The 19798-nt window shown below is 69.9% G+C and carries 20 protein-coding genes and 1 rRNA gene; 2 read left to right on the top strand and 19 right to left on the bottom strand.

Annotation, left to right across the window (positions count from 1 at the left end; translation table 11 throughout):
• Nucleotides 1-8 precede the first annotated feature (8 nt).
• Nucleotides 9-674 carry a lysoplasmalogenase gene (locus ACQUSX_RS00105; RefSeq protein ID WP_428904951.1) on the top strand — a complete coding sequence of 222 codons (666 nt, stop codon included), beginning with the start codon at nt 9-11 and terminating at the stop codon, nt 672-674.
• A complete protein-coding gene (locus tag ACQUSX_RS00100; protein ID WP_428904950.1) occupies nt 671-1054 on the top strand; it encodes an RNA-binding S4 domain-containing protein in 384 nt (127 codons plus the stop codon). The genes ACQUSX_RS00105 and ACQUSX_RS00100 overlap by 4 nt, the downstream gene beginning before the upstream one ends.
• A gap of 72 nt (nt 1055-1126) precedes the next feature.
• On the opposite strand, the gene ACQUSX_RS00095 is transcribed toward ACQUSX_RS00100, so the two are convergent.
• From ACQUSX_RS00095 to rrf, 19 genes are all read right to left on the bottom strand, one after another.
• Nucleotides 1127-2059 carry an NUDIX domain-containing protein gene (locus ACQUSX_RS00095; protein ID WP_428904949.1) on the bottom strand — a complete coding sequence of 311 codons (933 nt, stop codon included), beginning with the start codon at nt 2057-2059 and terminating at the stop codon, nt 1127-1129.
• Between the two features lie 108 nt (nt 2060-2167).
• The gene (locus tag ACQUSX_RS00090) at nt 2168-3238 is read right to left on the bottom strand and encodes a Glu/Leu/Phe/Val dehydrogenase family protein (protein WP_428904948.1); all 1071 of its coding nucleotides are present in this window, start codon (nt 3236-3238) and stop codon (nt 2168-2170) included.
• Nucleotides 3239-3337: 99 nt separating this feature from the next.
• Complete coding sequence (gene der, locus ACQUSX_RS00085) at nt 3338-4861, bottom strand: ribosome biogenesis GTPase Der (RefSeq protein ID WP_428904947.1); 1524 nt, start codon at nt 4859-4861, stop codon at nt 3338-3340.
• Nucleotides 4862-4863: 2 nt separating this feature from the next.
• Nucleotides 4864-5550, bottom strand: a complete 687-nt coding sequence (cmk, locus tag ACQUSX_RS00080; RefSeq protein WP_428904946.1) for a (d)CMP kinase — start codon at nt 5548-5550, stop codon at nt 4864-4866.
• Entirely contained in the window at nt 5543-6667 is a 1125-nt protein-coding gene (locus ACQUSX_RS00075; protein WP_428904945.1) for a prephenate dehydrogenase, read from the bottom strand. Before ACQUSX_RS00075 ends, cmk begins: the two co-directional genes overlap by 8 nt.
• Nucleotides 6664-7437, bottom strand: coding sequence for a pseudouridine synthase (locus ACQUSX_RS00070; protein WP_428904944.1), 774 nt, complete (start codon nt 7435-7437; stop codon nt 6664-6666). The genes ACQUSX_RS00075 and ACQUSX_RS00070 overlap by 4 nt, the downstream gene beginning before the upstream one ends.
• Nucleotides 7434-8042 (bottom strand): SMC-Scp complex subunit ScpB, encoded by a 609-nt coding sequence (gene scpB / locus ACQUSX_RS00065; protein ID WP_428904943.1) that lies wholly within the window; start codon nt 8040-8042, stop codon nt 7434-7436. Before scpB ends, ACQUSX_RS00070 begins: the two co-directional genes overlap by 4 nt.
• Before the next feature lie 28 nt (nt 8043-8070).
• Entirely contained in the window at nt 8071-8895 is an 825-nt protein-coding gene (locus ACQUSX_RS00060; protein WP_428904942.1) for a segregation and condensation protein A, read from the bottom strand.
• Nucleotides 8879-9769: a ParA family protein gene (locus ACQUSX_RS00055; RefSeq protein WP_428904941.1), complete on the bottom strand. Its 891-nt coding sequence runs from the start codon at nt 9767-9769 to the stop codon at nt 8879-8881. Before ACQUSX_RS00055 ends, ACQUSX_RS00060 begins: the two co-directional genes overlap by 17 nt.
• A gap of 95 nt (nt 9770-9864) precedes the next feature.
• The gene (gene xerD / locus ACQUSX_RS00050; RefSeq protein WP_428904940.1) at nt 9865-10767 is read right to left on the bottom strand and encodes a site-specific tyrosine recombinase XerD; all 903 of its coding nucleotides are present in this window, start codon (nt 10765-10767) and stop codon (nt 9865-9867) included.
• Nucleotide 10768: 1 nt separating this feature from the next.
• Nucleotides 10769-11425, bottom strand: coding sequence for an NUDIX domain-containing protein (locus ACQUSX_RS00045; RefSeq protein ID WP_428904939.1), 657 nt, complete (start codon nt 11423-11425; stop codon nt 10769-10771).
• A 5-nt stretch (nt 11426-11430) separates the two neighbouring features.
• The gene (pyrG, locus tag ACQUSX_RS00040; protein WP_428904938.1) at nt 11431-13128 is read right to left on the bottom strand and encodes a CTP synthase; all 1698 of its coding nucleotides are present in this window, start codon (nt 13126-13128) and stop codon (nt 11431-11433) included.
• A gap of 14 nt (nt 13129-13142) precedes the next feature.
• A complete protein-coding gene (recN, locus tag ACQUSX_RS00035) occupies nt 13143-14849 on the bottom strand; it encodes a DNA repair protein RecN (RefSeq protein ID WP_428904937.1) in 1707 nt (568 codons plus the stop codon).
• On the bottom strand, nt 14831-15736 hold the full coding sequence (locus tag ACQUSX_RS00030; protein ID WP_428904936.1) for an NAD kinase: 906 nt from the start codon (nt 15734-15736) through the stop codon (nt 14831-14833). Before ACQUSX_RS00030 ends, recN begins: the two co-directional genes overlap by 19 nt.
• Nucleotides 15733-16530 carry a TlyA family RNA methyltransferase gene (locus ACQUSX_RS00025; RefSeq protein ID WP_428904935.1) on the bottom strand — a complete coding sequence of 266 codons (798 nt, stop codon included), beginning with the start codon at nt 16528-16530 and terminating at the stop codon, nt 15733-15735. Before ACQUSX_RS00025 ends, ACQUSX_RS00030 begins: the two co-directional genes overlap by 4 nt.
• Nucleotides 16527-16721 carry a hypothetical protein gene (locus ACQUSX_RS00020; protein WP_428904934.1) on the bottom strand — a complete coding sequence of 65 codons (195 nt, stop codon included), beginning with the start codon at nt 16719-16721 and terminating at the stop codon, nt 16527-16529. The genes ACQUSX_RS00025 and ACQUSX_RS00020 overlap by 4 nt, the downstream gene beginning before the upstream one ends.
• Nucleotides 16722-16764: 43 nt before the next feature.
• On the bottom strand, nt 16765-17802 hold the full coding sequence (locus ACQUSX_RS00015) for an HAD-IIA family hydrolase (protein WP_428904933.1): 1038 nt from the start codon (nt 17800-17802) through the stop codon (nt 16765-16767).
• Nucleotides 17802-18650 (bottom strand): hypothetical protein, encoded by an 849-nt coding sequence (locus ACQUSX_RS00010; RefSeq protein ID WP_428929940.1) that lies wholly within the window; start codon nt 18648-18650, stop codon nt 17802-17804. The genes ACQUSX_RS00015 and ACQUSX_RS00010 overlap by 1 nt, the downstream gene beginning before the upstream one ends.
• Before the next feature lie 1029 nt (nt 18651-19679).
• Nucleotides 19680-19796: ribosomal RNA gene (gene rrf / locus ACQUSX_RS00005) — 5S ribosomal RNA — on the bottom strand.
• Nucleotides 19797-19798 lie beyond the last annotated feature (2 nt).

Below are 19798 nucleotides of genomic sequence, written 5' to 3'. Positions count from 1 at the left end.
ATGGAGGGATGCAGCGCAGCATCCGCCCTCTCGATCTTGCCGTCTGGGCACCTTATGTCATCCTCTCGATCATCCACGTCGTCGCCCTCGCGATGCAGAGCCCCGTTGCGGCGCCCACCAAACTGATGCTGATGCCGCTCCTCGCCGTGCCGGTGCTCGCCGCCGCGCCGCGACTCCGCCCGCGCATCACCATCGCCCTGCTGCTGGTGGCACTGCTGTTCTCGTGGCTCGGCGACGGGGCGGGCACGTTCTTCCCGGGTGGACCCGAGCTCCCCCTGATGATGCTCTTCTTCGGCCTCGCGCACATCGCCTACATCGTGCTGTTCCTGCGTTTCACGCCGGTGCGCCGGATGCCCTGGTGGACGCTCATCTACGTCGTGTGGTGGTTCGGGATGCTGGTCTTCCTCGGCCCGCACACCGGCGGCCTGTTCTTCGCCGTCGCCGCCTACGGGCTGGTGCTCGCCGGCACCGCCGCGACGTCGGCGCGCGGCAACATCGTGATCACACTCGGCGGCGCATTCTTCCTCGCGAGCGACTCGATCCTCGCGTTCCGGCTGTTCCTCGACGGGATGCCCGCCTGGACCAGCCCGGCGGTCATGCTCACCTACACACTGGGCCAGGGCCTGATCATCGCGGGTGCGATCCAGGCGCTGCGAAGGAAAGAGAAGAGATGACGGATGCCACGGCGCCGGGCTCCGTGAAGCCGGTGCGCATCGACAGCTGGCTGTGGGCCGTCCGGATCTACAAGACGAGGTCCGCCGCGACGACCGCATGCCGTGCGGGGCATGTACGGGTGAACGGCGAGCGGACCAAGGCCGCGCAGACGGTCAAGCCGGGAGATGAAGTCCGAGTGCGGATCTCCGGTTTCGACCGGATCCTCGTTGTGCAGAAGACGCTCGCGAAGCGTGTCGGCGCACCCGTCGCGGTCACGGCATACGCGGACCGCACGCCACCTCGCGAACCCACGGCGATGCTCGCGGTGCGCGACCGTGGGGCTGGTCGTCCGACGAAGCGCGAGCGCCGAGACATCGATCGCCTGCGCGGACGGGACTGACCCAGACGCCGACGTCAGCGCAACCTCTCTGAGCGCGCACGCGCCGAAATCAGCGATGCCGTTTCGGGACGGTCAGTCGCTCACTTCTCGCAGCAGGTCCAGCAGCCAGCCCGCCGACTCGGTGCGCGCTCCAGCCTCGTCGGCGCGACTGCGCAGTTCACGATCGCTCGTGACGACGACGGGCGCCTGCCCCTCCGCGACCAGGCGCTTCGCCTCGTCGACGATCGCGTCATCGCCATGCCCTTCGGCGCGGACGATGGTCACCTCGCTGCGGTCTGAAGCATCGCCTCGGGCATCCGACATCGAGCGCGCCGCACCCTCGACGACCACCGTCACCCGCGGGAACCAGCGATCCGCGTCCAGACCGAAGTCCGACCCCGCGACACCTCCGCGCGCCCACGTCGAGAGTCGATCTCGCAGCCGCTCGGCCGCGCCCGCGCGATCCTTCCACCAGCCGTCCGGCACCGAGCCGACGACGTTGGCGGCGTCTACGACGACCGCCGGACGCACCGCGAACAGCGCCTGCAGCTCGGGCCACGCCGCGGCGAGTCCGGGATGCAGCGGACGCTGCGCGACCTCATCGATCGGCACCCACTCCAGTGCGACGCTCTCGGGGTCGCTGATCACCGGCTCGAACGGCACGATGACATCCGCCACGACCGTCGTGTACGACCAGATCTTCAGATCCAGCACGCGGGCGAACCTCGCCCGCACCGAATCGTCCGGAACCCCGGCCTCCTCCTGCGCTTCGCGCAGCGCGCCATCCAGCGACGACTCGCCTTCATGCAGCGCGCCACCTGGCAGCCCCCAGGTGCCGCCGAAGTGGCTCCACGAGACACGATGCTGCAGCAGCACGCCACGCTCCGGATCCACGGCGAGCAGCCCGGCCGCACCGTAGCGGCCCCAGTACTTCTCACCCGAATCGGCGACGACCCACGCGTCACCGCTGTCACGCGGACCGAGCGGACGACGCGGCTCACCAGGAGCGGGAGGGACGATACTCACCCCTCCACCCTTTCACGTCCCGCGTCGACGGCGCACGAAAAGCGCACCGAAAAGCGAACCGGCGGCTCACCGAGAAAAACGCGAGAAGACGCGTCGACGGCAGAACTGTCAGCGCACTCCGGCATCCGCTCCCGCGCGCAGACGCGACGCCGCGAGCTCCTCGGCGGCCTGCAGCGGAGTCACACCGCGAGCACTCGCGTCGTCGAGGATGCCGCCCACGGTGTCGCCGATCCCTGCGACGCGCGCCATGATCTCATCGCTCGTGCCGATCTGCTTGGCCTCGAGATCGAGGTAGATCACACCGCCCGCGTTCACCACGAAGTCCGGCGCGTACAGGATTCCGCGATCCGCGAGGCGCTGCGCGCCCGAGTGCTCCGCCAGCGGGTTGTTCGCCGGCCCGCAGACGGCCTTCACATCGAGCGCGTCGATGACGTCATCGGTCAGGATGCCGCCGATCCCGGCGGGCACGAACACATCGCCCGTGATCAGGTGCTCGCCGCCCGGCTCCACCCAGGTCGCGCCGATCGAATCTGCGAACTCGCGGCGCGATGGATTGATGTCGGTCACCGTCAGCCGCGCGCCATCCTCAGCCAGCCGCGACGCCAGGCGCCCTCCGACCTGGCCCAGGCCCGAGATGACGATGTGCCGATCCCTGGCATCCGACGATCCAGCCACCCGCTCCAGCACCGCGCGCAGCGAGGCGTACACGCCGACGCTCGTGGGTCCGGCCGGCTCGCCCGAGCCGCCGACGGTCGACGGCAGACCCACCACGTGCGCGGTGCGCTCGCTGACCGTCAGCATGTCGTCGGTCGTCGAGCCGACGTCCTCCGCCGTGCGATACAGCCCGCCCATCAACTCCACCGCGTCCCCGAGATCGAGGAAAGCGGCGCGGCGCTGCTCGGCGTCCAGCGCCGTACCCGGAGGCAGGCAGATCACCGACTTGCCGCCACCGGCATCCAGCCCCGCCGCCGCGTTCTTCAGCGTCATCGCGGCCGACAGACGCAGCGCGTCACCGAGTGCGTCGCTCCAGTGCGGGTACGTCCACAGCCGTGCGCCGCCGAGCGCGGAGCCCAGCACGGACGAATGCAGCGCCACGGCGATGAACAGTCCGCTGCGCGGCCCCGTCATCACCTCCACGCGCTCGTGGCTGAAATCGGGCAGGGGCAGGGTGTGCGTCATCGCGTCCTCGAATCAAGCGGGCCTTTTGGGCAATGTGCGGTGGACGCCGCGGGTTGCGGCATCCACCTCCATTGTGCCCGAGGACTCGAGGTTCGAGGGCTAGCGCTTGCGCCGCTCCCGCACGCGCATGTTGATGACGATCGGGGTGCCCTGGAAGTCGTACAGCTCGCGCAGGCGACGCTGCACGAACCGGCGGTAGCCGGGGTCGAGGAATCCGGTCGTGAACAGCACGAACGTCGGCGGACGCGTCGAAGCCTGCGTGCCGAACAGGATGCGCGGCTGCTTGCCACCGCGCAGCGGGTGCGGGTGCGCGGCGACGAGTTCGGTGATGAACGCGTTGAACTTGCCGGTGGGGATGCGGCGATCCCAGTTCTCCAGCGCGAGCTCCAGCGCCGGCACCAGCTTGTCGAGGTGACGACCGGTCTTCGCCGAGATGTTGACGCGCGGAGCCCACGCGACGTGAGCCAGATCCTGCTCGATCTCGCGCTCCAGGTATCGGCGACGGTCGGCGTTCTCCATGTCGTCGTCGGACAGACGATCCCACTTGTTGAACGCGAGCACGAGCGCGCGGCCCGACTCGAGCACCATGTCGATGATGTTCAGGTCCTGGACGCTGATCGGCTGGCTGACATCGAGGACGACGACGGCGACCTCGGCCTTCTCCAGCGCCGCCGAGGTGCGCAGCGACGCGTAGAAGTCGGCGCCCTGCTGCAGGTGCACGCGACGGCGGATGCCGGCGGTGTCGACCAGCCGCCACATCTTGCCGCCCATCTCGACGATCTCGTCGACCGGGTCGCGCGTGGTGCCGGCGAGGTCGTTGACGACGACGCGCTCCTCCCCCGCCGCCTTGTTCAGCAGCGAGGACTTGCCCACGTTCGGCCGACCGAGGATGGCCACGCGACGGGGCCCGCCGATCTCGGCCTTGGCGACCGCCGAGACCTCGGGCAGTTTCGCCATGACCAGGTCCAGCAGGTCGGCGACGCCGCGCCCGTGGATCGCCGACACCGGGTGCGGCTCACCGAGGCCAAGGTTCCACAGGGCCGCGGCCTCGGGCTCCTGACGGGCGTCGTCGATCTTGTTCGCGACGAGGAACACCGGCTTCCCGCTCTTGCGCAGCAGCTTCACGACGTACTCGTCGGTCGAGGTCGCCCCCACCTTCGCGTCGACGACGAACAGCACGAGGTCCGACAGATCGATCGCGATCTCGGCCTGCGCTGCGACGGAGCGGTCGATGCCCTTGGCATCCGGCTCCCATCCGCCCGTGTCTACCAGCGAGAATCGGCGATCCATCCACTCGGCCTTGTACGTGACGCGGTCGCGCGTGACACCCGGGGTGTCCTCCACGACCGCCTCGCGGCGACCCAGGATGCGATTCACCAGCGCGGACTTGCCGACGTTCGGCCGTCCGACGATCGCGACGACCGGCAGCGCCGGCGAGTACTCGATCGCATCCACGCCGAACTCGAGACCGGCCAGCAGCTCGGCGTCGTCCTCTTCGAGCTCGTAATCGGTCAGCGTGGCGCGCATCACACCGGCGCGGTGCTCGGCGTCCTGCTCGTCGATCTCGGCCAGCTTCTCGGCGAGATGGTCGGGGGCGCCTTCGTATTCTTCTTCGTCAGCCATGTTCACGCTCCTCTGTCAGCATCGCGCGACCGGTCGATCACCGCGAGTACGGCGTCGATGGTCTGCGCGAAGTCAAGTTCTGTCGAATCGACGACGTCGACGCCGGGCGCGGCGTTGAGGAAGTCGACGACGCTGCTGTCGGACGCGTCGCGCTTGTGCAGCGCCTCCGCGACGGCAGCGGCGTTCTCGCCGGCCAGTTCACCCGCGCGGCGCGCGGCGCGCACCTCGGGAGCTGCGGTCAGCAGGATGCGCACCGGGGCATCCGGTGCGACGACGGTGGTGATGTCACGACCCTCGACGACGACCGCCGGGTAGTCGGACTCGGCGACGATGCTGCGGAACAGCTCGTTCACCTGGATGCGCACCTCCGGAACGCGGGCGACGCCGCTCACCGCGGCAGAGACGCGCGGCTCGCGGATCGCCGCGGTCACATCGTTCTCGCCGACGCGCACCAGCCGATCGTCGGGGTCGAGTCCCTGCGTGAACGGGAAGTCGGATGCCGCAGCGCGGACGGCATCGGCGTCGTCCGTATCCGCCCCTCGATCGAGCACGTGCCAGGCCAGCGCGCGGTACGCCGCCCCCGTGTCGAGGTAGCCGTAGCCGCGCCGGCGGGCGATCTCCTTCGAGACGCTGGACTTGCCGGAGCCTGCCGGTCCGTCGATCGCGACGACCTTCTGCGCATCAGTCATTGGTGTTCCCCGCTATCCGCCAGCCGCGCTCTTCCAGCCCCTCGACCGCCCCGCGCAGCGCCGCGGGCGCCACGCTGATCTCGGCGAGACCGAACTGGGCGCCCGGAGAATGCTCCAGGCGCAGGTCCTCCACGTTGACGCCCAGCTCCCCGAGCTCGCCGAACAGGCGGCCCAGCTGGCCGGGGGTGTCGTCGACCATGACGACCAGCGTCTCGAATCGCTTGTTCTGCCCGTGCTTCCCGGGCAGTCGCTCGACTCCCTCGTTGCCCTGGCGGATGGCATCCGCCACCGTCCGACGCGAGCCGGGCGCATCGGGCGCCCGCATGGCATCCGAGACGGCCTTGAGGTCCGCGGCGAGTGCGTCGAGCACCTCGACGACGGGCTCGGCGTTCGCGCCGAGGATCTGCACCCACAGCTCGGGAGCAGACGCAGCGATGCGCGTGGTGTCGCGCACGCCCTGCCCGGCGAGGCGCAGCGCGCCCTCGTCGGCCTCGGCGAGGCGCGCGGCGAGCAGGCTCGCGACCACCTGCGGCACGTGCGAGGTCAGCGCGACCGCGCGGTCGTGCTCCTCGGGCGTCATCTCCAGTGGCATCGCACCGACCTCGAGCGCGAGCGCCTCGACGAGCGCAAGATCGGATGCCCGGGTCTCGCCATCGCGGCAGACCACCCAGGGTCGGCCGATGAACAGGTCGGCGCGGGCCGAGATCGCCCCGCCGCGCTCGCGCCCGGCCAGCGGGTGCGAGCCGATGTAGCGGGTCAGGTCGACGCCGCGCGCACGCAGCTCGTCGAACGGCTGCAGCTTCACACTCGCGACGTCGGTGACGACGGCATCCGGATATGCATCCAGCTCCGCCTGGATGACGTCGGCGACGACATCCGGCGGGACGGCGACGACGACCAGCGACGGCTGATCGCCCTCGCGGGCGGGGCGACCGGCGCCGTAGTCTATGGCGAGCCGCAGCTGTGACGGCGAGGCGTCGGCGAGCACGACGTCGAGACCCTTGGCGCGCAGGGCGTGTCCGATGCTCGAGCCGAGCAGGCCGGCACCGACGACGCGAACGGTCCCCTGGAGTCGCGCAGCGACCTGCGTCGCGCGCACGCCGATGGAATCGCTCACTCGTTCTCCTGGGAATCCCGGCGCGACAGGGTCAGCAGCGCACCTCGTTCGATTTTAGTCAGCTCGCGGGTCTTCCCGACCGGGAGCGTTCCCAGGTGCAGCGGGCCGAACTGGCGACGCACGAGCTCCTCGACCGGATGCCCCACCGCCGCCATCATCCGGCGCACGATCCGGTTGCGGCCGGAGTGCAGCGTCAACTCGACCAGGCTCGAGCCCCGGGACGCGTCCAGCAGCCGCGCCTTGTCGGCCTTGATGGGCCCGTCCTCGAGCTCGATGCCCTTGATGAGCGTCGAGATCGTCTGCGCCGTGACGAGACCCTCGACCTTCGCGATGTACACCTTGGTCACCCCGAACGAGGGGTGCGCGAGCACGTGCGCGAGGTCGCCGTCGTTGGTGAGGATCAGCAGGCCGCTGGTCTCGGCGTCCAGCCGTCCGACGTTGTACAGTCGCTCGTCCCAGTCCTCGGTGAAGCGGCGCAGGTCCGGTCGGCCGCTCTCGTCCTTCATCGTGCTGACCACGCCGGTCGGCTTGTTGAGCATGACGTAGCGCTTCGACACGTCGAGCTGCACGGCGGTGCCGTCGACGTCGATGAGGTCGTTCTCGGGGTCGATGCGGGTGCCGAGTTCGGTGATCGTGCGGCCGTTGACGCGGATGCGCCCCTCGACGATGTACTGCTCGATCACGCGACGCGAGGCGACGCCGGCGCCCGAGAGCACCTTCTGCAGCCGGATGCCCTCGGGGGCAGCTCCCTGGTTCATTCCGTCGCTCATCGCAGTGCTCCTTCGTCAAATCCGTCGGCGCCGTCGTCGAGGAGGGGTGAGATCGGCGGAAGCTCGTCGATCGAGTTGATGCCGAGATGCTCGAGCAGCGCGTCGGTGGTGCCGTAGTTGATGGCGCCGGTCTCGGAGTCGGCGAACAGCTCGGTGATCAGCCCGCGTGCGAGCAGAGTGCGCACCACCGAGTCGACGTTCACGGCGCGGATGGATGCCACCTGACCGCGGGTGACCGGCTGCTTGTACGCGATCACGGCGAGCGTCTCCAGCGCCGCCTGCGACAGCCGTGCGGGCGCCTGCCCGCCGATGAACTCGGCGACGAGGTCGTCCTGATCCTCGCGCACGTAGAGCCGCCAGCCGCCGCCGACCTCCCGCAGCTCGAAGCCGCGCCGCGGTCCGGCGCCGCGCCCGTCGTAGTCCTCCACGAGCGATTCCAGCGTCTGCCGCACCGCGGGTACGGGCGCGTGCACCGCCGCGGCCAGGGCGACGAGTGCGATCGGCTCGTCGATGATCAGCAGGATCGCCTCGACCCGCTCGGCCAGCGGCGCCTCGAGCACAGGCCCGTCATCCACGGCCTCGTCATGCACGGCCTCGTCATCCATCGTGACTCCTTCAGCAGTCGTACTCGGCTCAGCGGTCATAGTCGGCTCCAAGCGTCGCGAGCTGCTCATCCGACCAGCTCTCGGCGGACCACCGCAGCGTCAGCTCGCCGAGCGGCTCGAGCTGCTCGAACGACAGCGCGGCGTGGCGGTACAGCTCGAGCACCGAGATGAAGCGCGCCACGACGATGCCGGGCTCGCTGATCCCCGAGACCAGCTCGCGGAACGTCAGCGACTCGGTGCTGCGCAGCAGTGTGACGACGACGGCCGCCTGTTCGCGGATGCTGACCAGCGGCGCGTGCAGGTGGTCGAGGCCGACGCTCGGGATCTCCTTGGGCGCGAAAGCGAGCAGCGCCAGGGCGGCGAAGTCCTCTGCGCTCAGCGACCAGACCAGCTCGGGAGTCTTTCGGCGGTGCTTCTCATCGAGCGGCACCGCGCGGACGTGACGCCGGTCCTCGCGCTGCAGGCAGCGAGAGAACCACGTCGAGACCTCCTTGAACGCGCGGTACTGCAGCAGCCGGGCGAACAGCAGATCCCGGGCCTCGAGCAGGGCGACCGCTTCGGCATCCACCAGCTCGCCCTGCGGGAGCAGCCCCGCCACCTTCATATCCAGCAGGGTCGCGGCCACGACGAGGAACTCGGATGCCTGATCGAGCTCCTCATCGCCGTCGAGATCCTTCAGGTAGGCGATGAACTCGTTGGTGACCTTGCTCAGCGACACCTCGGTGATGTCGAGCTCGTGCTTCGAGATGAGGTTCAGCAGCAGATCGAAGGGGCCGTCGAAGTTCGACAGCGAGATGCGGAACCCGCTCTCAGCGGTTCCTTCCGCGGGCTCGACCTCAGGCGACGGCGCCACGGGCGACCAGCTCCCGCGCCAGTCGCAGGTAGGCCTGGGCTGCGGCGTGCTCGGGCGCGAACTCGGTGATGGGCACACCCGACACCGACGCGTCGGGGAACTTCACGGTGCGCCCGATGACGGTCTCGAGCACGTCGTCGCCGAAGGCCTCGACGACGCGCTCCAGCACCTCACGAGAGTGCAGCGTGCGGGGGTCGTACATCGTCGCCAGCAGGCCGTCGAGCGTGATCGACGGGTTCAACCGGTCGCGCACCTTGTCGATGGTCTCGATCAGCAGTGCGACACCGCGCAGCGCGAAGAACTCGCATTCCAGCGGGATGACCACGCCGTGTGCGGCCGTCAGCGCGTTGACGGTGAGCAGCCCCAGCGACGGCTGGCAGTCGATGAGGATGACGTCGTACTCGCCGGCGACCTGGCGCAGCACGCGCGCCAGGATCGTCTCGCGGGCGACTTCGTTGACCAGATGCACCTCGGCGGCCGACAGATCTATGTTGGCCGGCAACACGTCGAGGTTCTCGACCGCGGATGCCACGATCACCTCGTGCGCGTCGCGTTTGGTGTCCAGCAGCAGGTCGTACACGGTGGGAACGTCATGGGTGGGGATGCCGAGGCCGGCCGACAGCGCGCCCTGCGGGTCGAAGTCGACGGCGAGCACCCTGCGTCCGTACTCCGCGAGCGAGGCGGCCAGGTTGATCGCGGTGGTCGTCTTGCCGACGCCGCCCTTCTGGTTGCACAGCGCGATGATCCGCGCGGGGCCGTGCGATTCCAGGGTGGCCGGAGTGGGGAATCCCCGGTAGGGACGACCGGTCGGTCCGATGGGTGTGTCGTCACCCTTGGCCGTCTTCGACCTGGACTTCGTCGCCTTCTCCGTCACCGTTTCCGCCTTCCGTGCTTGGTCGATTGTATCGGCAGGGCGGGTGTGCACCATCTCGGCACGCGGCGCGGGTGCGCCACCGCCGGCGGCGGGCCTCAGCGGGCCCGCGGGTGGGATGTGGCGTAGATGTCGCGCAGGGTGTCGACAGACACATGGGTGTAGATCTGCGTGGTGGCGACGGATGCATGCCCGAGCAGCTCCTGCACGACGCGCACGTCGGCGCCGCCCTGCAGCAGGTGGGTCGCGAACGAGTGCCGCAGCGTGTGCGGCGAGACGTCGGCGGTGATCTGCGCCCGTTCCGCGGCCGACGTGATCACCAGCCACGCGCTCTGCCGCGACAGCGGGGCGCCGCGGGCCCCGAGGAATGCGCGGGCGCTCGCCCTGCCCTTCGCCGCCAGCGCGGGCCGCACGCGCGTCAGGTAGGCGTCGACCGCCGCCCGCGCGTACGAGCCGATCGGCACGATGCGCTCCTTGTCGCCCTTGCCGCGCAGGCGCAGCACATCGCCGTGAGCGAGGTCGTCGACATCGAGCGCGACCGCCTCCGAGACGCGCGCGCCGGTGGCGTACAGCAGCTCCAGCAGGGCACGATCCCGGATTCCCAGCGGCTCGTCCGCCGACGGTGCCGCGAGCAGCCGCTCGACCTGGTCGATCGTCAGAGCCTTCGGCAGCCGCTGCGGCGTCTTCGGGGGCCGAAGGCGAGCGGACGGGTCGTCCTGCTCGACGCCCTCTCGCGCGAGGAAGCGATGCCACCCCCGCACGGATGACTGCAGCCGGGCGAGGCTCGTCGCCGCCGGAGCGGGCGCCGCGCTCGAGCGCTCCGCAATGAACTCCGAGACGATCGCGGCGCTGATCCCACCCGTCTCGGTGATCCCTCGGGCGGCGAGCCATTCGACGTATCCCGAGAGGTCGCGGCGGTACGCGGCGATCGTGTGCTCGGACAGGCCTCGCTCGATCGTGACGTGGCGGAGGTACGTGTCCAGCGCCCGATCGATCAGCACGTCAGCCTCTCGCGCGCAGTCGCCGCTCTGCGGCGAGCACGCCGATCGAGAGGATGCCGTTGTGCATGCGGCCCTCGAGCACGGCATCCGCCGCCTCTGCCAGCGGCACCCACTCGACGCGGATGTCCGCCTCTTCGGCCTCGCGGGCGTGAGCGGCCTCCGCAACCGAGATGCCGGTGGCGAGGTACACGTGGATCATCTCGTCGTTTCCGCCGGGGGTGGTCCACGACGAGACGAGGTGCTCCCAGTGGTCGGCGATGATGTCGGCCTCTTCGGCGAGCTCGCGCTGCGCCGCGAGCAGCGGGTCCTCCCCCGGCACATCGAGCAGCCCGGCGGGCAGTTCCCAATCGCGGTGGCGGATCGGATGCCGGTACTGCTGGATCAGCAGCACGCGCTCCTGCTCGTCGATCGCGACGACCGCGACAGCGCCGGTGTGCGCCACGTACTCGCGGATGATCTCGCCGTCACCGTACGCCACCCGGTCGGAGCGCACGTCCCACACCCAGCCGTTGTAGACGACGTCGCTGCTGAGCACCTCCGGCTCGAACGGCTCGTCCCCTAGTGGCTCGTCGGCGGGATCCAAAGACTTGTCTCCGCCGGAAGGGGCCCCGTGCCCGGAGGCTCCGGGCGACGCGTCAGCGGCGGCTGGAGTGGGCATGGGGATCAGTCATCTTCGCTGAACAGCTCGCTGGCGCGGTGGCGCTCGATGGCGGCGCCGACCAGGCCGCGGAACAGCGGGTGCGGTGTGGTCGGACGCGAGCGCAGCTCGGGGTGCGCCTGCGTGGCGATGTAGAACGGGTGCACGTCGCGCGACAGCTCCACGTACTCGACCAGGTCGAGGTCGGGATTCACACCCGAGAACACCAGGCCCGCGTCGGCGAGCTGCTCGCGGTAGGCGTTGTTGACCTCGTAGCGGTGGCGGTGACGCTCGGATGCCGTCTCGGACTCGTACAGCTCGCGCGCGAGCGAGCCCTCGGCCAGCGCGGCCTCGTACAGGCCGAGTCGCATGGTGCCGCCCAGGTCGCCGCCGTCGAGGATCTCGACCTGCTCCGCCATCGTGGCGATGACCGGCTCAGCGGTGTCAGGGTCGAACTCGGTGGACGAGGCGCCGTCGATGCCGGCGACGTGGCGCGCGTACTCGACGACCATCATCTGCAGGCCGAGGCACAGGCCGAGTGCCGGGATGCCCTGCTCGCGCGCGAACTTCAGCGCGCCGACCTTGCCCTCGATGCCGCGGATGCCGAAGCCGCCGGGCACGCAGATGGCGTCGAGGTCGCCGAGCTCCTTCGCCGCGCCCTCAGGCGTCTCGCACGAGTCGGACGTCACCCAGCGGACGTTGACCTTGGTCTCCTGGGCGAAGCCGCCGGCCTTGAGCGCCTCGGTCACCGACAGGTATGCGTCCGGCAGGTCGATGTACTTGCCCACCAGGCCGATGGTGACCTCGAGCTTGGGGTTGTGCACCGCGTGCAGCACCCGGTTCCAGCGCGACCAGTCGACCTCGCCGGCCTTCTGGTCGAGGCCGAGGCGGCGGATGATGTACGCGTCGAGTCCCTGCTCGTTCAGCGTCGAGGGGATGTCGTAGATGCTGGGCAGGTCGACCGTGTTGATGACGCCCTCGTTGTCGACGTCGCACATCAGCGCGATCTTGTTGCGGTTGCTCGCGCTGACCGGACGGTCGCTGCGCAACACGAGCGCGTCGGGCTGGATGCCGACCTGTCGAAGGGCGGCGACCGAGTGCTGGGTGGGCTTGGTCTTCTGCTCGCCGGAGGCGCCCATGAACGGCACGAGCGAGACGTGCACGAAGAACACGCTGTCGCGGCCGAGCTCGTGCCGCAGCTGGCGCGCCGACTCGAGGAAGGGCTGCGACTCGATGTCGCCGACGGTTCCGCCGACCTCGGTGATGATCACGTCGGGGCGGGGCTCTTCGGTGGCCTGCAGTCGCATGCGGCGCTTGATCTCATCGGTGATGTGCGGGATGACCTGCACGGTGGCGCCGAGGTAGTCTCCGCGGCGCTCACGGGCGATCACCTGCGAGTAGATCTGGCCGGTGGTGACGTTAGCCGACTGCGTCAGGTTGATGTCGAGGAAGCGCTCGTAGTGGCCGATGTCGAGATCGGTCTCCGCACCGTCGTCCGTGACGAAGACCTCGCCGTGCTCGAACGGGTTCATGGTGCCCGGATCGACGTTCAGGTACGGGTCCAGCTTCTGCATCACGACGCGCAGACCGCGGGCGGTGAGCAGGTTGCCGAGGCTTGCCGCCGTGAGGCCCTTGCCCAAAGAGGAAACGACACCGCCTGTCACGAAGATGTGCTTCGTCGTGGACTGGGTGCCGTTCGCGTGCCCCGCGCTGGAAGAGTTCATCACGGGCTTCGATCCTAACAGGTCGCGCTCGAGCCGAGGCTCAGGAGCTCGCGGGCGTGGGTGAGTGCGGCGTCGGAATCCGCGAGTCCGGAGAGCAGTCGCGCCATCTCGGCCTCGCGCTGCTCGCCCTCGAGTCTGGTGACGCTCGAAGCGGTGACGGCGCCGTCGCTGGCCTTCACGACGGAGAGATGGTTCGTGGCGAATGCCGCCACCTGGGCGAGATGCGTGACGGCGATGACCTGGGAGGTGCGCGCCAGCTGCGCAAGCCGGCGGCCGACCTCGATCGCCGCTGCGCCGCCGATGCCGGCATCCACCTCGTCGAAGACGAACGTCGGGACCGGATCCGTTCCGGCGATGACGACCTCGATCGCGAGCATCACGCGCGACAGCTCGCCGCCGGATGCGCCCCGTGAGACCGAGCGCGGCTCGGCGCCGGGATGCGCGGCGAGCAGGATGGCGACCTCGTCGCGTCCGTGCGCGGACTCCGCACCCGTCGACACCTGCACCTCCAGCCGAGCATCCGGCATGGCCAAGGCGTGCAGCTCTTCGGTGACGGCGTCGGAGAGTCGGGTTGCTGCCTCGGTGCGTGCCTCGGTGAGCGTGGCGGCGGCGTCATCCAGCGCTGTGCGGGCCTGCTCGGCCTCGGCTCTCAGCCGCTCGATGCGGTCGCCGTCGTCGTCGAGCTCGGCCAGACGCAGCGATCCAGTGCGCCACACCTCGAGGGCCTCTTCCAGCGAGCCGTGCTGCCGGATCAGTCCGCCGATCGCCGCGCGGCGCTCCTCGACGGCGGCCAGTTCGTGCGGGCCTGACTCGTCGAGGTCGGCCAGGTAGCCGGACAGCTGCAGGGCGAGATCGGCGGCGCGGTAGCCGAGGTCGGTGATGCTCTCGGATATCTCGGTCAGCTGCGCGTCGGCGACCCGCTCCAGCGCGCGGCGCGCCTCGGCGAGAAGCGCCGCGACATCCTGCTCGCCCTCTTCGCTCGAGAGCGCGGAGCGGGCGACGGATGCCGCCAGCCGCAGCTCCTCGGCGTTCGCCAGCCGCTCGGCCCGCTCGTTCAGCGCGACGTCCTCACCGGCTTCCGGCTCGAGCTGCTCGATCTCAGTGAGCTGCTCCCGCAGCTGCGCGGCCTCGGCCGCACGGCGGTCGCGGTTCTCGGTGAGCTCGGTGATCTCGGCATCCAGCTCACGCCAGGTGCGGAATCGCTCGGCGTAGCGGGCGACGGCGTCGGCGATGGGCTGCCCGCCGAAGCGGTCGAGGGCGTCGCGCTGCGCGGCAGCGGAGCGCAGCCGCAGCTGCTCCGACTGCCCGTGCACGACGACGAGCTCCTGCGCGAGCGACGACAGGACGGCGGCGGGCGCCGGGCGCCCGCCGACGCTCGCGCGGCTGCGTCCTTCTGCGCTGAGGGTGCGCGAGACATACAGCTCGGCGGCGTCGCCGGCCGGCTCGAGCTCGCCTCCGGCATCCGTCACGATGTCGGCGACCGTGCCCTGCTCCGGCACGAGCCAGACTCCGGCGACGGATGCCTGCGCCGCGCCCGCACGGATCGCCGAGGTGTCGGCGCGTGCGCCGAGCAGCAGCCCGAGTCCCGTGACGACCATGGTCTTCCCGGCTCCGGTCTCGCCGGTGACGGCGGTGAATCCCGGGCCGAGCGGCAGCACGGCGTCGTCGATGACGCCGAGTCCGCGGATGCGCATCTCGTCGATCACGATGCCCCTCGCCATCCGGCCACCGGCAGCTGGAATTTGCGCACCAGGCGGTTCGTGAAGGCCGTCGGATGCAGTCGCGCCAGCCGCACCGGCTGCGCGGAGCGGCGCACCACGACGCGCGCACCAGGAGGCAGCTCGTGGGAGCGGCGTCCGTCGCACCAGAGGATGCCCGTGCCGTCGGTGCGGTCGAGCATCTCGATCGCGACGGATGCCTCGGGCCCGACGACGAGCGGCTTGGCGAACAGCGCGTGCGCCGACAGGGGCACGACTGCGATCGCCTCGACGGTCGGCCAGATGACCGGACCTCCGGCCGAGAAGTTGTAGGCGGTGGATCCGGTGGGCGTGGAGACCACCATGCCGTCGCAGCCGAAGCTCGACAGCGGCCGTCCATCGATCTCGATGACCACTTCGATCATGCGCTCGCGACTGGCCTTCTCTACGGTGGCCTCGTTGAGCGCCCAGGTCTCGTAGACGACTGAGCCTGCGGCATCCTTCACCCGGACCGACAGCGCGAGCCGCTCCTCGACCTCGTAATCGCGCGCGATGACGCGGTGCACTGCGGCATCCATGTCATCGCGCTCGATCTCGGCAAGGAAGCCGACGTGCCCCATGTTGATGCCCAGCACTGGAGCGTCCGAGTCGCGCACGAGCTCTGCTGCGCGCAGGATGGTGCCGTCGCCGCCGAGCACGATGGCGAGCTCGATCTCCTCGAGGGCGACGTCGGCGCCGAGCAGCGCGATGTCCGCGAAGCGCGGGTCGGCTGCGGCGAACTCGTCGCGATCGGGGGCCGGCAGCACCGCGGTCGCACCGGCGTCGCGCACGGCCTCGACGACGCGAAGCGCCGCGGCGACGGTGTCCTCTCGTCGAGCGTGAGCAACGACCAGGATGCGGCGCTCGTTCATCGTCCTCCTGCCACGTGCGCGATCTGCTCCGACCATTCTGACGGATCGGTGCCCCGGCCGGGCGCGAGATGCGCCAGGTACTCGGCATTGCCGTGCGTGCCGAGCAGAGGCGAGGGCAGGATGCCGAGGGTGCCGAGGCCGGAGTCGTGCGCGCTCCACAGCATCCGCTCGATCGCGTCGATGCGCGAGGTCGGATTGGTGACGAGCCCGCCCCGGACGGCGGTGCGCCCGACCTCGAACTGCGGCTTCACCAGCAGCAGGATGTCGGCGTGCGGAGCCGCCGTCTCGGCCACGGCGGGCAGCACCAGCGCGAGCGAGATGAATGAGAGATCGCCGACGATCAGGTCGGGCCTGGTGGCCTCGCCCGTGGCATCCGCCAGTGCGTGAGCCGTCATGTGGCGGACGTTGAACCCCTCCACCGACGTGACCGCGGGATCGGCGGCGAGCTGAGGGGCGAGCTGGTCGTGCCCGACGTCGACCGCGAGCACGCGGCGGGCGCCGCGCTCGAGAAGAACCTGGGTGAAGCCGCCGGTCGACGCGCCCATGTCGAGCGCGAGTCGCCCTTCGACCGGGACGCCGAAGCCGTCGAGCGCGGCGATGAGCTTGTGCGCGCCTCGGCTGACGTAGTGATCGCCACCGTCGACGGCGATCCGGGTCTCATCGGTGACGGACGTGGACGCCTTCACCACCGGACGGCCGTCGACGCTCACGAGACCGCCCGCGATGAGCGTCGCCGCGTGGGTGCGCGAGCGGGCCAGGCCCCGGGCTGCGAGGGCGGCGTCGAGGCGGGTCATCGAGGGCCCGGCGCGGGAGTGTCGGTGGATGATGCGCGCGGTGCATCCGTGCGCGGAGCGCTCTCGAGTCGCTTCATCAGCTCGTCGTGCAGCGAGCCGTAGGCATCGGCGCGGGCTGCGAGCGGCTGTCCTTCGATGAGGCGCAGTCGACTCCAGAGCGCGTCAGTCGGCTCGTCTCGCGTATGCTCCATCCGACCACTGTATCCCGAGGCGGTCCGCGTGGCGGGGCGACGCTCAGGGCCTGTGGAAAGGGTCCGCGTAGAGACGCTCCGGCACGCGGAAGGCGTAGATCGCGAGCCCGGTGGCCCAGATCGCGGCCGCGCCGGCGCGCAGCAGATCGATCTGCGCGGAGCCTGCGGAGAGGATCTGCACGTCAGCCTCCACCACGCGCACAGCGGCGCCGTTGACGGTGAACACCCCGTCTTTCTCAACCGTCTGCGGGTAGGGCTCATGGAGCTGCCGCAGGTCGGCGAGGATGTAGTCCGGACGCGAGCCCTTGGGGGCCGCGAGCACGTGCTTGGGCCGGTCGATGCCCGTGAGCACCAGCGCGGAGTCGATGCCGGCTCGCACGGAACCGGAGATGTCGGTGTCGAGCCGGTCGCCGAGGAACAGCGGGCGCCGAGCGCCGAAGCGGTCGACGGCTTCCTCGAAGATCGGCGTCTCCGGCTTTCCGGCGACGGTGGACAGGCGTCCGATAGCGGTGTGCACCGCCGAGACGAGCGTGCCGTTGCCGGGGGCGACGCCCCGGTCGCGCGGGATCGTCCAGTCGGTGTTCGTCGAGATCCACGGGATGCCGCCCTCGTCCTCGGGGACCTTCAGGGCGAAGGCGGCCTCCGCGAGGTCGGTCCAGGCGACGTCGGGCGCGAAGCCCTGCACGACGGCGGCCGGGGAGTCGTCCGCACTGCGGGTGACGACGTAGCCCGCCTTCTCCGTCTCGTCGACGAGGCCCTCTCCCCCGACGATCAGGATCGTCGCGGGCGCGGGCACCATCGTGGCGAGCAGACGCATCGCCGCCTGTGGGCTGGTCACCACGTCCCGCGGCGCGACGGTGAGCCCCAACTCGGTGAGGTGCGCCGCGACGGCCGCATCGGTGCGTGAGGCGTTGTTCGTGATGTAACCGAGCCGCATCTGCTCCGCGGCGCGGTTGAGGCTCTCGACCGCGTGCGGGAGAGCACCCGGGCCGGCGTAGACGACGCCATCGAGATCGGCGAGCAGTGCGTCACGGTCAGTCAGCGGTGTGGATGCCGGCTTCGAGCGGCGGAACAGAGCCATCAGTGATCGGGATCCTCTTCAGGGTCGGCGGATTCGGCGGCGTCGGACTCGAGCTCGGCGCCGGAGTCGGTCTCGGCGCCAGTGTCGGAGGTGGTGTCGGCGTCAGCTGGCTGATCGTCGGCTTCGACGTCCTCGTCTTCGACGTTCTCGTCTTCGAAGTCCTCGACGAGGCCGTCCTCGACGAAGATCTCGTCGTATTCGCCGTCGAGTCCGAGGGCGGATGCTGCCACCTCGGCGCGCTGCGTCCAGAAGGCTGCTTCCTCGGTGCGCCCGAGGTCGTCGAGCACGGCGGCGCGGGCCGAGAACAGCGCGGGGCTCCAGTCGAACGCGCGGTCGGGATCGAGCTCGGGGATCTCGAGCTCGCCGAGAGCGAGTTCAGTCTCACCGCGATCGAGGCGTGCGCCGGACATCGCGATCGCAAGCGCGACCCGCACGGCGGGGGTGAGAGCCGCACGGTCGACGCCGCGGCCCTCTTCGAGCGCGCGGTCGGGGCGTCCGACGCCGCGCTCGCTGTCGACGATGAGGGCGATCTGGTCGTCGCTGCCGGAGATGCGGCGGTACGTGCGCAGCTCGCGCAGCGCGAGCGCGAAGTCGCCGACGCCGTAGGCGGTGATCGCGAGGGTCTCGCGGACGACGGCGACGCGGCCGGCGCGACGGGATGCCGCAAGTGCGTGCTCATGCGCGCGGGCAGGGTCGTCGTCGACGAGCTGAGCGACCATGGCGAGGTGACGCGCCACCTGTTCGGCGTTCTCCTTGCTGAGGGTCTTCAGCTCGTTGCGAGCGGCCGGGTGGAGATCCTTCGCCGTGATCTCGTCGGGCAGTGGCGGCTCCGGGACGCGCTCGCGCACGGGCGCGTACTCGTTGACCGGACGGTCGGCGCCGCCACGCGGGCGATCGCGGTACGAATCGCGCGGGGAGTCAGAACGGCGGTCGCCGCGGTCCCGGTCTCGGTCACCGCGATACGGACGGTCACCCTGAGACCGGTCGCCGTAGGGACGCCGCTCACGTCCCCTGTTGTTCCGGTCACCGTACGGACGACGCTCGCCCTGCTGCCGGTCACCATACGTGCGACGCTCACCGCTCTGGTTGCTCCGGTCACCGTACGGACGACGCTCGCCACTCTGGTTACTCCGGTCACCATATGAGCGACGCTCACCGCCCTGGTTCCGGTCGCCATATGAGCGACGCTCGCCACCCTGGTTCCGGTCACCATACGGACGACGCTCGCCACCCTGGTTCCGGTCACCATACGGACGACGCTCACCAGCCTGGTTCCGGTCACCATACGGACGACGCTCACCAGCCTGGTTCCGGTCACCATACGGACGACGCTCGCCACCCTGGTTCCGGTCGCCATATGGGCGACGCTTGCCACCCTGGTTCCGGTCACCATACGGACGACACTCACCAGACTGGTTGTTCCGGTCACCATATGAGCGACGCTCGCCGCTCTGGTTGTTCCGGTCACTATATGACCGGCGCTCACCGGACTGGTTCCGGTCACCATACGGACGACGCCCACCAGACTGGTTGTTCCGGTCACCATAAGAGCGACGCTCGCCACCCTGATTGCGGTCACCGTACGGACGACGCTCACCGGACTGGTTCCGGTCACCATACGGACGACGCTCACCAGACTGGTTCCGGTCACCGTACGGACGGCGCTCACCGTCGCGGCCGGTTCCCTTGTTGTCGCGGCGCGGAGCGCGCGACGAGGAGTCCGAGTACCGCGGCTTGCGGTCGGAGCCCGAACGTCGGTCGTGCGCGCCGTCGCCATCATTTCGGCGGTCTCGCTGCTCTTCTGACATTCTGACTCCCTGTATTGCTGTTAACGCAAAATGGCCACCCAACCTTGGGTGGCCATTTTACTAAGAGAAGTCCGGCGGTGTCCTACTCTCCCACAGGGTCCCCCCTGCAGTACCATCGGCGCTGTGAGGCTTAGCTTCCGGGTTCGGAATGTGACCGGGCGTTTCCCTCACGCTATGGCCGCCGTAAC

The organism is Microbacterium alcoholitolerans, from assembly GCF_050408615.1.
Taxonomy (GTDB): domain Bacteria; phylum Actinomycetota; class Actinomycetes; order Actinomycetales; family Microbacteriaceae; genus Microbacterium.
This window is presented reverse-complemented; position numbering and strand designations above follow the sequence as displayed.